Source organism: Streptomyces sp. NPDC048507, assembly GCF_043199995.1.
Lineage (GTDB): Bacteria > Actinomycetota > Actinomycetes > Streptomycetales > Streptomycetaceae > Streptomyces.
Genome location: NZ_JBICWZ010000021.1, coordinates 37912 through 50449 on the forward strand (window position 1 = coordinate 37912; position 12538 = coordinate 50449).

Below are 12538 nucleotides of genomic sequence, written 5' to 3' on the forward strand. Positions count from 1 at the left end.
TGCCCCGGGCCGGGGATGCGCGGTGTGCTGCCGGGTGACGCACCGTCTGCGGCTGGTGGCCGGGGGCACGGGGGCGGGCCGGGGTGGTGGCGACACGTCAGAAGAGGCGCTCCGAGGACTGGTAGGAAACTTTCCTGTTCGCTAGCATTCCCGGCGGCGGCTCGGCGCGGCGCCCGTGTGGTTCGGGCGTGACGCGCTCAGCGAGAGCTCTGACCCGGCCGCTGTGCCGCCGCTCCCCGCCCGCGTCCGGGCCGGTGGGCGGCGCACGTCACGGTGCCAAGCTCTCACTCCTCCCAGTGCAGGAGCCCCACAGGATGCGCCTGAACGCCTCAGTACCCGCACCCGCCCGGCGCGGCACGGTGACCCTGGTCGCCGCCGTGCTCCTCCTCGTCGGCGGCCTGCTGCTCGCCCTGCCCGAACGGGCCGGGGCGGCCGCCGACCCCCTCATCTCGCGCGGCAAACCCGCCACCGCGTCCTCCTCCGAAACCTCCTCCCTCGGCCCGCAGAACGCCTTCGACGGGGACCCGGCCACCCGCTGGGCGAGCGCCGAGGGCAAGGACCCCCAGTGGATCCGCGTCGACCTCGGCGCGAACTCCAACGTCACCCGCGTATCGGTGACGTGGGAAGCCGCGTACGCCAAGGCCTACCGCGTCGAGATATCCGCCGACGGCACGGCGTGGACACGTCTCGCCAACGAGACCGCGGGCAACGGCGGCACCGACGAATGGACCGGCCTGGCCGGCAAGGGCCGCTACCTGCGCGTCTACGGAACCGCGCGGGGCACCTCGTACGGCTACTCCCTGCACGAGGTGGAGGTGTACGGCAGCACCGACGGCGGAACCCCGCCCACCGGCGCCTTCAGCGTGGTCGCCGCCGGCGACATCGCCGCCCAGTGCACCGCCTCCGACAGCACCTGCGCCCACCCGAAGACGGCGGCGCTGGCCCGCGGACTGGACCCGAAGTTCTACCTGACGATGGGTGACAACCAGTACGACGACGCCCGCATCGCGGACTACAAGGCGTACTACGACAAGACGTGGGGCGCCTTCAAGGACAAGACGCACCCGGTGCCCGGCAACCACGAGACCTACGACCCGGCCGGCTCCCTCGCGGGATACAAGTCCTACTTCGGGTCGATCGCCTACCCCCAGGGCAAGAGCTACTACAGCTTCGACGAAGGCAACTGGCACTTCATCGCCCTCGACTCCAACTCCTTCGACCAGAGCGCCCAGATCGACTGGCTGAAGACCGACCTCGCCAAGAACGGCAAGCAGTGCATCGCCGCCTACTGGCACCACCCGCTGTACTCCTCGGGCGGCCACGGCAACGATCCCGTCAGCAAGCCGGTCTGGAAGATCCTCTACGCGGCCAAGGCCGACCTGGTCCTGAACGGACACGACCACCACTACGAGCGGTTCGCCCCGCAGGACCCGAACGGCAAGGCCACCGCCGACGGCATCACCGAAGTCGTCGGCGGGATGGGCGGCGCCGAGCCGTACCCCATCGAGAACGTCCAGCCCAACAGCCAGAAGCGGATCAGCGGCCAGTACGGCGTGCTGAAGCTCGACTTCACCGACACCGGTTACAGCTTCAGCTACGTCGGCACCGACGGCAAGGCCAAGGACACCAGCCCGAAGTACACCTGCCACTGATGTACCTGGCGACCTCAGGCCGCCGGGACGCGCCGGCCCCTCCCCTCACCCCGGGGGCGGGCCGGCGGGTCCCCGGCGCCGTCCTGGCACTCGGCGCGGTCAGCCTCGTCACCGACATCTCCTCCGAGATGGTCACGGCGGTACTGCCCCTCTACCTGGTCCTCGGACTGGGTCTGTCCCCCCTCCAGTTCGGCTTCCTCGACGGCCTCTTCAACGGGGCCACCTCCTTCGTCCGGCTGCTCGGCGCGCACGCCGCCGACCGCGGCCACCGCCACAAGCGCGTCGCCGGGCTCGGCTACGCCCTGTCCGCCTGCTCCCGGCTCGGCCTGCTCCTCGCGGGCGGCGCCACCGCCGGGATCACCGCGGCCCTCGCCGCCGACCGCATCGGCAAGGGCATCCGTACGGCGCCCCGCGACGCCCTCATCACCCTGAGCAGTCCGCCCGACGCCCTGGGCCGGTCCTTCGGCGTGCACCGGGCGATGGACACCACCGGCGCGCTGCTCGGCCCGCTCGCGGCGTTCGCCCTGCTGGGGGCCACGGCCGGCGCCTACGACGCGGTGTTCGTCGTCAGCTTCTGCGTCGGCCTGCTCGGGGTGCTGCTCCTCGTCCTGTACGTGCCCGGGCACCCCGCGGAGCCGGCCGGGCGCCCGGCCGTGCGCCCGGCCCGCCGCACCGGCCGGACCTTCGCGGCGCTCCGCGACCCCGCCTTCCGGCGGATCCTGGCGGCCGCCGCGCTGCTCGGCGCCGCCACCGTCGGCGACGCCTTCGTCTACCTCCTGCTCCAGCGCCGGCTGGACCTGCCCGTCGGCTGGTTCCCGCTGCTGCCGCTCGGCGGAGCCGCCGCCTATCTGCTGCTCGCGGTCCCGGCGGGGCGGATCGCCGACCGGGTCGGGCGCCGACTGCCCTTCCTGTACGGCCACTTCGCCCTGCTCGGCGTGTACGCCGCCCTGCTGGTCCCGGCCGGTGACGCTCCGGCCCTGCTCCTGCTGCTGCCCGTCCTCATCCTGCTCGGCACCTTCTACGCCACCACCGACGGGGTGCTGATGGCGCTCACCGGGCCCGTTCTGCCCGCCGGCGGCACGACGGGCGGGCTCGCACTGCTCCAGACCGGGCAGGCGCTCGCCAAGATGCTGGCCGGGGTGGGCTTCGGCGCGCTGTGGACGGTGTGGGGGCCCGGGCCCGCACTGTGGGCGGCGGTCCTCCTCCTGTGCGCCGCGCTCGCGGGCGGCTGGCTGCTGCTGCCGCGCACTCCGTCCGACCCCGAGAGGCGAACCACATGAGCGACGACCCCACCGAGGCGCCCGCGCCCGGAACCCGGCCGGGCCCGCGGGCCCGGATCGCCATCCTGGTGACCGCGGTGCTGCTGCTCATGGGCGGCGCCACCGGGTACGTCCTGCACACCGGGCAGCGCCCCGCGGCCCGCGGCGCCGACGCCTCGTTCGTCCTCGAAGGACCCGCCCTGTACTTCCGGGACCCCGCCACCGGCCGCATCGCGCACCGGCCTCTTCCCGGGGACGCCGACACGGGTGCGACCGGGTCCCCGGCCGTGTCCTCCGCCGCCGCGCGGGCGCCCGGTCGACCCGGTCCACCCGACGCCCGCGTGCCCGAAGGTCCCTCCTGTGACCGCTTCTACGCCGCCGGGAACACGGCGCTCTGTCTGCGGGCCGAGCCCGGGGTGCTGCCCAAGACCCACGCCATCGTGCTCGACCGGCAGTTGCGCGAGGTCCGCCGGGTCACCGTGCCGGGCATCCCCAACCGGGCCCGGGTCTCCGCCTCGGGGCGGATGCTGTCGTGGACGGTGTTCGCGAGCGGGGACTCGTACGCCACCAGCGCCTTCTCCACCCGGACCGCGATCCTCGACCTGCGCACCGGATATCTCGTCACCTCCATGGAGCAGATCCCCCTCACGATCGACGGGGCCCGCTACTTCGCGCCCGACGTCAACTTCTGGGGGGTGACCTTCGCCCGCGACGACAACCGCTTCTACGCGACCGTCTCCTCCAAGGGCCGTACCTACCTGGTGGAGGGCAACACGGAGGAGTGGTCGGCGCGCGCGCTGCGGGAGAACGCCGAATGCCCCTCGCTCTCGCCCGACAACACCAGGATCGCCTTCAAGAAGAAGGTGTCCGAGGACCCGGCCGCGCCGTGGCGCCCGTACGTCCTGGACCTCGGGACCATGCGCGAGACCCCGCTCGCCGAGACGCGCAGCGTCGACGACCAGGCGGCCTGGCTGGACGACGCCACCCTGGCCTACGCCCTGCCGGGCGCCGACGGCCGGGCGAGCGACATCTGGACCGTCCCCGCGGACGGCGGCGGAAGCCCGCGCCTGAGCGTACCGGGCGGCTCGTCACCGACGGCGCTGCACTGACCGGCCCGCTTGCGGCAGAGCGGTGGGCCGGGCGGGGGAAGGTGCCGCCCGGCCGTCCTGCCGTCGGGGTCAGGCGGGCAGTGCCAGCAGGATCAGCGGGGCGGTCGTGGGCCGGGGGGATCCTCCGGTGGGTTCGAGGGTGAGACCGACCGCGCCCGCGTCGGCCGGGTTGCCGGTGAGGACGACGGTCCCGTCGTGGTCGATGAATCCGGCCGGCCGCATGGTGCCGTCGTGGTCGAGCCACAGCTGGTAGGTCTTCCCCGCTCCGGGGGCGGGCAGGCCGCCGGCGGTGAAGACCGCCTTGTTCTGCCGTGCGGAGGCGACGACGGTCGTCACGGCTCCGTTGGCGGTCCGTCCGTGGGCGGTGCGGGCGTCGGGCGCCGCCAGGACGGTGCTGACCTCGTCCAGCCGCTGCTGGGCCTGACGGGCCTGCTGCTGGAGGTCCCGTCCGGTCCGTTCCTGCCACACGGCGACGCCGCCGAGCATGGCGGCCACCACACTGGCGGCCAGCGCCAGCGGCAGGGCCCGGCGGCGCAGCAGGCCGCCGAGTACGGGTGCGGAAGCGGCGCTGGGGATGCGGGGAGGCAGCTGGCGGACGCCCTCGATGGCGGCCATGACCTGTGCTTTGACCGCGGGGGGCGGCGGTTGGGCGACCGCTGCCGCCAGGCGTGCCGCGGTCGCCTCGAATTCGGCGGCTTCCTGACGGCAGGCCTCGCACGTCCGGATGTGGGCGTCGAAGTCCTTGCGTTCGCCGTCCTCCAGCGCACCGAGGGCGTAGGCGGCGGCGAGGGTGTGGGCGTCGGATGCGTGGTGTTTCATGTGGTCACCCCCATGCAGTCGCGGAGCCGGATCAGGCCGTCGCGCATGCGTGTCTTGATGGTAGGAAGCGGTGTGCGCAGGGTTTCGGCGACTTCGCGGTAGGTCAGCCCCCGGTAGTAGGCCAGGGTCACCGCCTGGCGCTGGAGCTCGCTCAGGCCGCGCAGGCAGCGGCGGACCTGTTCGCTGTCCAGACGGGTCTCGACCTGTTCGGCGACTTCGTCGAAGGCGGTGGTGTGCTCGCGTGCCGCCCGGGCGTGCTCGCGGTCGGCGGCCGCCTGGGCGGAGCGGACCCGGTCCACCGCGCGGCGGTGCGCGATGGTGGCGGCCCAGCTGGTGACGCTGCCGGCGTCCGGGCGGTAGCGGGCGGCCTGCCGCCACAGGTCGATCATGGCTTCCTGGGCGACCTCCTCGGACTGGGCCCGGTCGCGTACGACCTTGATCACGATGCCGAAGACCATGGGGGCGAGGGCGTCGTAGAGCGCGGAGAAGGCCTCTTTGTCGCCCTGCGCGACCGCTTCCATGGCCCCGGTCAGGTCGCCCGGTCCCGTACCGGGGCTCGTCCTGAGGGGAAGCGGCCGGTTCACCGCGCGGTCTCCGGCCGTGGCCAGGAGGCGTAGGGGCGGCCGCGGGGGGCCGTCGGGGGGCGGGGCGTCCATCGCATGCCGGTCCTTTGGTCCTGGTCGCTCCAGCGGGGCCGGACCGCCGTGGAGGGGCGGTCCGGTGGCCGGAACGTGGGGGTGTGTCAGCAGTTCTTCGGAGCGGACGGGCGTGCGGATGGGTGTGCGGTCGGGCGGGCGGTCCGTCACCCGCGCGGCCGCGATTGGCCCGTACGGGGGAACCGGGGCCCTTCGGCCCAGCCGGCCGGCTAGTGGCGGCGAATGCACGGTGAGGGAGCCGGCGGGCACCGCGGCTTCTGCGGTTCTGCGGTTTCTGCGGTTCTACGGTTCTGCGGTTCCCTCAACCCGCCGCGCGGGTCTTCCGCGGGGCGGCCACGCTCCGGTCCGACGCCGATGACGGGGTGGCGCGGACCGGTGACCTGCCCGGCATCGGGCGAAGACGGCCCTGAAGGTGTCTTGGCCCAGGGCGGTCGGGCAGGTCGGCTGCGGGCGGCTGTCGGCACGGCCGCCCGCAGCACCCCGGGTGACCCGTGTCACCAGGCGAGAACGGCGATGACCTGCTTGCCGCTGCCGGACGGGCTGACGAAGAGGTCCGCCCCCAGACCCCGGATGATCTCCAGTCCCCGCCCGCCCTGCCGGTCCCCCGCGTGCCCGGCGCACCGGCGGGGCAGTGCGGACGAGGCGTCGCTGACGGCGACGCCGACACGCCCCTCGTCGACGCTCAGCGTCAGCGCGTAGGGCCCCTCGGCGTGCAGGACGGCATTGGTGACCAGCTCGGAGGCGATGAGCACGACGTCCTCGGCGATGAGGCGCGGGCATCCCGCGGGGTGCGCGGCGAGCAAGAGTGCGACCCGCCGGCGGGCCAGCCCCGCCGCTTCGGCATCCGGTGGCAGTTCGAGGTGCACCGTTGCCGGACGTCCGCCCCGGGCGATCGTGGTGTTCATGGCGGTTCCTCCCTGATGCACGGCCCCCCCACGGCTGCTGAGGGGCGGGTCCCCCGATCCGGTGCGGCAGGACCGCGGCCACCACGTGGCGTGGCGGTTCCAGTGGCCCGCTGACCGGTGGCCGGCGACCGGCGTCCAGTGCCCGGTCCGGTGGCCCGGCTCCCGTCATCGGGAGCCTCGCGAGGGATTCGTCACCAAGGGTGTGATGGATTGCGAAACGCCCGTTTCCCTCCCGTCCGTGGGGGGCGGCGGCCGACTCTTTTCACCAACGGACCAATCCGCCGGGCGGGCGCCGCCGAATCCGGGGTGTGAGCAGCTCCCGCAGCACCCTCTCCCGCATCGCCCTCGGCGCCCTGGCCGGGCTTCTGGCCGGCTTCACGGCGCTCGCCGTGGCCGAGCTCGTCGCCGGTCTCGTCCGGCCCGCCGCCGGACCGGTCACGGTCGTGGGCGGCGCGGTGATCGACCGGACCCCCGCCGCCGTGAAGGACTTCGCGATCCGCACCTTCGGGGAGAACGACAAGGCCGTTCTCCAGCTGGGCATCCTCGGTGTCCTCGTACTCCTGGCCCTCGCCCTGGGGGTCCTGGCCCTGAGATGGCGGCGTACGGGCGCCGCCGGGGTGCTGCTGTTCGGGATCGTCGGCACGGCCGCGGCCCTCAGCAGGCCCGACTCGGCGGGCCTCGCCGACGCGCTGCCCTCCGTCGCCGGCGCCGCGACGGGCGCGCTCGTGCTCTACGTCCTCGCCGGAAGGGCGGACCGCCCCTCCACCGCGCCGGACGTGCGGCCCACGGGCGTCTGGAACCGGCGCGGGTTCCTCGCCGCGGCGGCCGTCACGACGGCCGGCGCCGCGTCGGCCGGGGTGCTGGGCCGCTACCTCACGGGCCGGCGGGGGCAGGGCGCCGTCGCCTCCCGCGGCAGCCTCGCCCTGCCCGCGCCGGCCTCCCCGGCACCTGCCGTCCCCGCGTCAGCCCAGCTGAAGGTGGCCGGGATCAGCCCGTTCACCACGCCCAACCGGGACTTCTACCGGGTGGACACCGCCCTCGTCGTCCCGAAGGTCGATGCCGGGACCTGGCGGCTGCGGATCCACGGCAAGGGCGTCGCCCGCCCCCGTACCTACACCCTCGACGAGCTCCTCGCCCGGCCCCTCGTCGAACGCGACATCACGCTGACCTGCGTCTCCAACGAGGTCGGCGGACCCTACACGGGGACCGCCCGCTGGCTCGGCGTCCCCCTGGCCGCGCTCCTGCGCGAAGCCGGGGTCCGGCCCCCGTCCAAGGGCGGCGCGGCGGACCAGCTGGTGGCCCGCTCGGTGGACGGCATGACCCTCGGATCCCCCGTCGAGGACGTGATGGACGGACGGGACGCGATGCTCGCCGTCGGCATGAACGGCGAACCCCTGCCCTTCGAGCACGGCTTCCCCGTCCGCATGCTCGTCCCCGGCCTGTACGGCTACGTCTCGGCCTGCAAGTGGATCACCGACATCGAGCTGACCACCTTCGACGCCTACGACCCGTACTGGGTGAAGCGCAAGTGGGCCCGCCGCGCGCCGATCAAGACGCAGACCCGGATCGACACCCCCAAGCCGTTCGGCCGTCCCGATTCCGGCACCGTCACGGTCGCCGGTGTCGCCTGGGCCCAGCGGCGCGGCATCACCCGCGTCGAGGTCCGCATCGACGAGGGCCCCTGGCAGGACGCCGACCTCGCCGCGCAGGACAGCGTCGACACCTGGCGCCAGTGGAGCTACCGCTGGAACGCCGCCCCCGGCGGACACAACATCACAGTCCGCGCCACCGACGGGACGGGCGCCGTACAGACCGAGGAGCGCGCCCGGACCGTCCCGGACGGGGCGAGCGGCCGGCACAGCGTCTTCGTCACCGTCCCCTAGACCCCGGCACCCCGGCAGAACCCCACCGGCCCCCAGCGGTACGTCCGCGAACCCCCCGAATCCCGGAACACCTCTACAAGGAGCAACCGATCATGAACAGCATCCGCATCCGCCGTACCGCGCTCGCCGTCGCCGCGGCGGCCGTCCTCCCCTTCGCGCTGGCCGCCTGCTCCGACTCCGGCAGCGACGCCAAGGCCGCACCGGCCTCGTCCTCCGCGGACACCGGCACGGCCGGCGGGAGCAGCCCGGCCGCCGACCCGATGACGGGCGACAAGCCCTTCGGCCCGGCCTGCTCCGGCGTGCCCAAGGAGGGCGCGGGCTCCTTCGACGGCATGGCCAAGGACCCGGTCGCCACCGCCGCGTCCAACAACCCGGCCCTGTCGACGCTGGTCGCCGCGGTCAAGCAGGCCGGCCTCGTCGACACGCTCAACAACGCCAAGGACATCACCGTGTTCGCGCCCACCAACGATGCCTTCGCCAAGATCCCGAAGGCCGACCTGGACAAGGTCCTCGCCGACAAGGAGCAGCTCACCAAGATCCTCACCTACCACGTCGTCGGGCAGACGCTCACCCCCAAGCAGCTGGAGAACGGCTCCTTCGAGACCCTGGAGAAGGGGATGGTCACCACCGCCGGCTCGGGCGAGTCCTACAAGGTCGACAACACCGCTTCGGTGGTGTGCGGCAACGTCAAGACCGCCAACGCGACCGTGTACATCGTCGACAGCGTCCTGATGCCCAAGTAGCCGTTGCGCGCGGTGGGGAGCGCGACACGGTCCGGCGCCGGGGACGTACCTCCCCGGCGCCGGTCGCCGTACGGGTCCGGCGGGGTGGTGCATCAGCCGCTGCGGAGCCGGTTCACGGCAGCTTGGCCGCCAGGACGTCGACCTGGCGGATGTCGGGGGACCCGGCGAGCAGGGTGGGCGTGATCTCCATCAGGGCGGCCGCGATGGGGCCGTTCAGATGGGCCTGGCGTCCGGCTTCGTCCTCGAAGGTGTCGAAGACGCCGAAGCTCGTGGGCCCGAGCCTGAAGGAGTACCAGGTCACGGTCCCGGTTTCCTGACGGGCGAGTTCCAGGGCGTTCTCCAGGAGTTCCTGGACCTGCGCCGCGTACTCGGGCTTGGCCTCGATGCGGACCAGAAGGCCGGTCTGGGTCATGGGCTGCTCTCCGTGGTGACTTGTGTGTGTGCGTGGGGGGCGAGGGGCCGGTCCGGGTGCCGGCCTGCTGCCGTTGCCGGGCGACCCGCGGCCGAGGGTACGTGCCCGCGCGGGGGCGCGCCGGGCCGGTCCGCCGAACGGCCCAGCGCGCGGACTGCCTCGCCTCAGGTCGATGCCGTACAGGCGGGAGCCGCCGGCGGTGTTGAGGGCGGCGAAGCCGTGGTTGGTGCCGTGCTTGGCGTCGAAATTGATGTCGAAGCCGGCGTCCGGGCCCGCGTCGACGCCGAAGTCGCCCGTCGGGGCGAGGGTGCCGGCGTTGGCCGGTGACTGGAGCGAGACCCGGTCGGCCTGGGTGTCGAGGTCGAACAGGGTGGTCCCGGTCGCGGTGTTCAGGTCGTTGTCGGTGTGGGCGGCGCCGGTGAGACCCCTCGCGGTGGATGGCGCAGTGGTGGGGTTGGTGAGCATGCCGTCGGCGGTGGTGCCGAGCGGGGCGGAGGCGTCGTCCAGGTTGTGACGCAGGTTCTGGCCGGACTGTCGACGGTGAACTCCACCAGGCGTTGGTCCGGTGTCAGGGCGACGGCGGTCAGCGACGTGCGCTCCCCGTGACCCGTGCGGTGCATGTCGCCGGGGTCGCTGCCGTCGGCAGCCGCCAGGGCGGGTGCGGCCAGGGCGGCGGCCACGGCGACGGACGGGGCGGAGACGGTCGTGCGCGTGCGCATGCTGCTCCCCGAGGAAGGTTGAGGGCGGTGCTTCCCGCCCGCCGTTGCGGGCGGGTTCACGTCTGCTTCGGCGGCGGTCCGCGATCGGATGGGCGCCGTCCCGGAAAGCCACTCTGATGGCGGCACGGGCCCGTCGGCGGACGTCCCGGACGGAGCGGCCGGTCCCCCATGGGGACCCGTGAAAATCAGCGGCCCGGCTTCCCCGAGGTGTTTTGCCTGGTCAGCGCGCCTCTCTCACGATTTCTCGGCTGACGGGACGAACAGGTTCGCCAAGTTCCCGCAATTGCACAGGTGTTGCAGCAATGGGGTTCGGACTCGTTCGGCGTAACCGCCGGAGGGTGTGTCGCGCTCCGGTTTCGAGGAGGGCTCTGCGCTGCTCCCTGCCCGTCCCACCGGCCCTTTCTCCCACCACGGCCCCGAACGGGCGGCTCCGTTCCGGTTCGTGGTGTGCACGGGACGGTGTTCCGGCGTGCTTTTCTACCGCTGCGCAGATCCTGCGTGGTGGCATGCCCAAGCTTCCGGCCCACCCCGTCGATCCACCCCTTTCAGCCTGCCCGGGCAGTGCGAGACCTCTCGCTGCGGTGCCGACCGCCTCCCGCGCCATCAGCCCACGTCTGTCTTCCGCACGCCCCCACGCGCGGATGCGGAAGACTCCGCCAACAGCAAGGAATGCCGTGAAGCTTCCCCAGGCCAGGCCTCGTTCGCGACGTGCTCTGGACCAGTCCCTGCTCGTACTCGGTGCCACCACCCTGGCCGCCGGGCTGGGCGCGATGACCCTCGCGCCCGGCATCAGCGCGGCCTCCAGCCACCGTGAGGCACCCCTGATCGCGGGGGATCCGCGCGCGGACAACACCGACGTGTACGCGTTCACCAGCCCCGACAAGGCCGACACCGTCACGATGGTGGCCAACTGGATCCCGATGGAGGAGCCGAACGGCGGTCCGAACTTCTACGCGTTCGGTGACGACCTGCGCTACAACATCAAGATCGACAACGACGGCGACGGGAACTCCGACGTCACCTACACCTGGCGCTTCCGCAACAGCTACCGCGACGCCGCGGGCCAGTTCCTGTACAACACCGGCCAGGTCACCTCGCTCAACGACCCGGACCTGAACTTCCGACAGTTCTACGACCTGGTCGTGACCTCCGGCGGCCGGAGCAGGACCGTCCTGGAGGGCGTGCCCGCCGCCCCGTCGCGCACCGGCAAGGCGTCCATGCCGAACTACGCGGCGCTGCGCAACCAGGCGACCCTGAACATTCCCGGTGGCGGCAAGACGTACGCCGGGCAGGCCGAGGACCCGTTCTTCGCCGACCTGCGCGTCTTCGACCTCCTGTACGGCGGCGACCTCAGCGAGCGCGGGCAGGACACCCTGGCCGGCTACAACGTCAACACCATCGCCATCCAGGTCCCCAAGCGGCAGCTCGCCCTGAACGGGAACAGCTCCCGCAACCCGGTGATCGGCATCTGGTCGACCACCGAGCGCGAGGGCGTCACCCTCAGCGACTCCCGCGACAAGGCGCACCAGAGGGACTGGAAGCAGGTCTCCCGCCTGGGCAACCCCCTGGTCAACGAGGTCGTCGTCCCGATCAAGTACAAGGACGCCTTCAACACCCTCAACCCGTCGCAGGACCGTACGGTCAAGGCCGTCGTCGACAAGGTGTACGACCCGATCCTGCCCAAGCTGATCCAGCGGGTCTACAACGTGCCGGCCCCGGCGACCCCGCGCAACGACCTCGCCGAGATCTACCTGACCGGCATCTGCAAGGTCTGCGGGCCCATCAAGGCCGACCTGAACGCGCACCGCCTCAACAAGGACGCGAACCTCAAGAGGATCGTCCCCGCCGAGGAACTCCGCCTGAACACGGCGGTACCGCCGACCGCGTCGCCCAACCGCCTCGGTGTCCTCGCGGGCGACCTGGCGGGCTTCCCGAACGGACGCCGCCTCGCGGACGACGTCATCGACATCTCCCTCCAGGCCGTCGAGGGCGCCGCCCAGACCGGCGTCCTCGTCCCGGCGCTCGCCGACGGCGACAGGGTCGATGCCAACGAGGTCCCGTTCGGCACGGTCTTCCCGTACGTGGCGCTGCCGCACACCAAGAACGTCAACCGGGGCCCGGGCGGCGCCGAGCGCAACGCCGAGCAGTCCTCGGTGAAGGGCTCCGCCGCCCAGGCGCCGGCCCTGACGGCTTCGCGCGCCGCCGCCGTCGGCGCGGTCGGCGCACTGCTCCTGGGCGTCGGCGGCTTCCGCCTGCGCCGCCGCAACGGCAACAGCTGAACCGGGTGCGGCCCGGGGACGGGCCGCGCCCCACGGCGCCGGGGCCGGAGCACGACCGTGTTCCGGTCCCGGCACCGGCACCATCAGGAACCGGGGAGGACC

Annotated in this window: 10 protein-coding genes and 1 pseudogene; 6 read left to right on the top strand and 5 right to left on the bottom strand. The window is 73.0% G+C overall.

Features of this window, described 5'->3' with window-relative positions; translation table 11 throughout:
- Window positions 1-314: 314 nt before the first annotated feature.
- From ACGFXC_RS33685 to ACGFXC_RS33695, 3 genes are read left to right on the top strand one after another with little or no spacing between them, the layout of a single operon-like run.
- Window positions 315-1652, top strand: coding sequence for a discoidin domain-containing protein (locus ACGFXC_RS33685; RefSeq protein ID WP_393718700.1), 1338 nt, complete (start codon window positions 315-317; stop codon window positions 1650-1652).
- Window positions 1652-2932 (top strand): MFS transporter, encoded by a 1281-nt coding sequence (locus ACGFXC_RS33690; protein WP_393718701.1) that lies wholly within the window; start codon window positions 1652-1654, stop codon window positions 2930-2932. Before ACGFXC_RS33685 ends, ACGFXC_RS33690 begins: the two co-directional genes overlap by 1 nt.
- Window positions 2929-4020: a hypothetical protein gene (locus ACGFXC_RS33695; protein ID WP_393718702.1), complete on the top strand. Its 1092-nt coding sequence runs from the start codon at window positions 2929-2931 to the stop codon at window positions 4018-4020. Before ACGFXC_RS33690 ends, ACGFXC_RS33695 begins: the two co-directional genes overlap by 4 nt.
- A 69-nt stretch (window positions 4021-4089) precedes the next feature.
- Here ACGFXC_RS33695 and ACGFXC_RS33700 read toward each other — a convergent pair whose 3' ends face one another.
- From ACGFXC_RS33700 to ACGFXC_RS33710, 3 genes are all read right to left on the bottom strand, one after another.
- Window positions 4090-4839: an anti-sigma factor gene (locus ACGFXC_RS33700; RefSeq protein ID WP_393718703.1), complete on the bottom strand. Its 750-nt coding sequence runs from the start codon at window positions 4837-4839 to the stop codon at window positions 4090-4092.
- Window positions 4836-5423 carry an ECF RNA polymerase sigma factor SigK gene (gene sigK, locus ACGFXC_RS33705; RefSeq protein ID WP_393718704.1) on the bottom strand — a complete coding sequence of 196 codons (588 nt, stop codon included), beginning with the start codon at window positions 5421-5423 and terminating at the stop codon, window positions 4836-4838. Before sigK ends, ACGFXC_RS33700 begins: the two co-directional genes overlap by 4 nt.
- A gap of 566 nt (window positions 5424-5989) precedes the next feature.
- Window positions 5990-6400: an ATP-binding protein gene (locus ACGFXC_RS33710; RefSeq protein ID WP_393718705.1), complete on the bottom strand. Its 411-nt coding sequence runs from the start codon at window positions 6398-6400 to the stop codon at window positions 5990-5992.
- 299 nt (window positions 6401-6699) lie between these two features.
- Here ACGFXC_RS33710 and ACGFXC_RS33715 point away from each other — a divergent pair, with 299 nt between their 5' ends.
- Together ACGFXC_RS33715 and ACGFXC_RS33720 are read left to right on the top strand one after the other, a co-directional pair.
- Complete coding sequence (locus ACGFXC_RS33715) at window positions 6700-8283, top strand: molybdopterin-dependent oxidoreductase (protein WP_393718756.1); 1584 nt, start codon at window positions 6700-6702, stop codon at window positions 8281-8283.
- 92 nt (window positions 8284-8375) lie between these two features.
- The gene (locus ACGFXC_RS33720; RefSeq protein WP_393718706.1) at window positions 8376-9026 is read left to right on the top strand and encodes a fasciclin domain-containing protein; all 651 of its coding nucleotides are present in this window, start codon (window positions 8376-8378) and stop codon (window positions 9024-9026) included.
- 112 nt (window positions 9027-9138) lie between these two features.
- Here the strand turns inward: ACGFXC_RS33720 and ACGFXC_RS33725 are convergent, their stop codons facing one another.
- Window positions 9139-9438 carry a putative quinol monooxygenase gene (locus ACGFXC_RS33725; protein ID WP_393718757.1) on the bottom strand — a complete coding sequence of 100 codons (300 nt, stop codon included), beginning with the start codon at window positions 9436-9438 and terminating at the stop codon, window positions 9139-9141.
- A gap of 213 nt (window positions 9439-9651) precedes the next feature.
- A pseudogene (locus ACGFXC_RS33730) lies at window positions 9652-10269 on the bottom strand (DUF4394 domain-containing protein); the annotation flags it as partial.
- Between the two features lie 529 nt (window positions 10270-10798).
- On the opposite strand from ACGFXC_RS33730, the gene ACGFXC_RS33735 reads away from it, so the two are divergent.
- Window positions 10799-12436, top strand: coding sequence for a DUF4331 domain-containing protein (locus ACGFXC_RS33735; RefSeq protein ID WP_393718707.1), 1638 nt, complete (start codon window positions 10799-10801; stop codon window positions 12434-12436).
- The last annotated feature ends 102 nt before the right edge of the window (window positions 12437-12538 follow it).

Bases quoted from the DNA above. Each gene is read 5' to 3' on its own strand.
- ACGFXC_RS33685 (WP_393718700.1), top strand. From the start codon at position 315: ATGCGCCTGAACGCCTCAGTACCCGCACCCGCCCGGCGCGGCACGGTG.
- ACGFXC_RS33690 (WP_393718701.1), top strand. From the start codon at position 1,652: ATGTACCTGGCGACCTCAGGCCGCCGGGACGCGCCGGCCCCTCCCCTC.
- ACGFXC_RS33695 (WP_393718702.1), top strand. From the start codon at position 2,929: ATGAGCGACGACCCCACCGAGGCGCCCGCGCCCGGAACCCGGCCGGGC.
- ACGFXC_RS33700 (WP_393718703.1), bottom strand. From the start codon at position 4,839: ATGAAACACCACGCATCCGACGCCCACACCCTCGCCGCCGCCTACGCC.
- ACGFXC_RS33710 (WP_393718705.1), bottom strand. From the start codon at position 6,400: ATGAACACCACGATCGCCCGGGGCGGACGTCCGGCAACGGTGCACCTC.
- ACGFXC_RS33720 (WP_393718706.1), top strand. From the start codon at position 8,376: ATGAACAGCATCCGCATCCGCCGTACCGCGCTCGCCGTCGCCGCGGCG.
- ACGFXC_RS33725 (WP_393718757.1), bottom strand. From the start codon at position 9,438: ATGACCCAGACCGGCCTTCTGGTCCGCATCGAGGCCAAGCCCGAGTAC.
- ACGFXC_RS33735 (WP_393718707.1), top strand. From the start codon at position 10,799: ATGCGGAAGACTCCGCCAACAGCAAGGAATGCCGTGAAGCTTCCCCAG.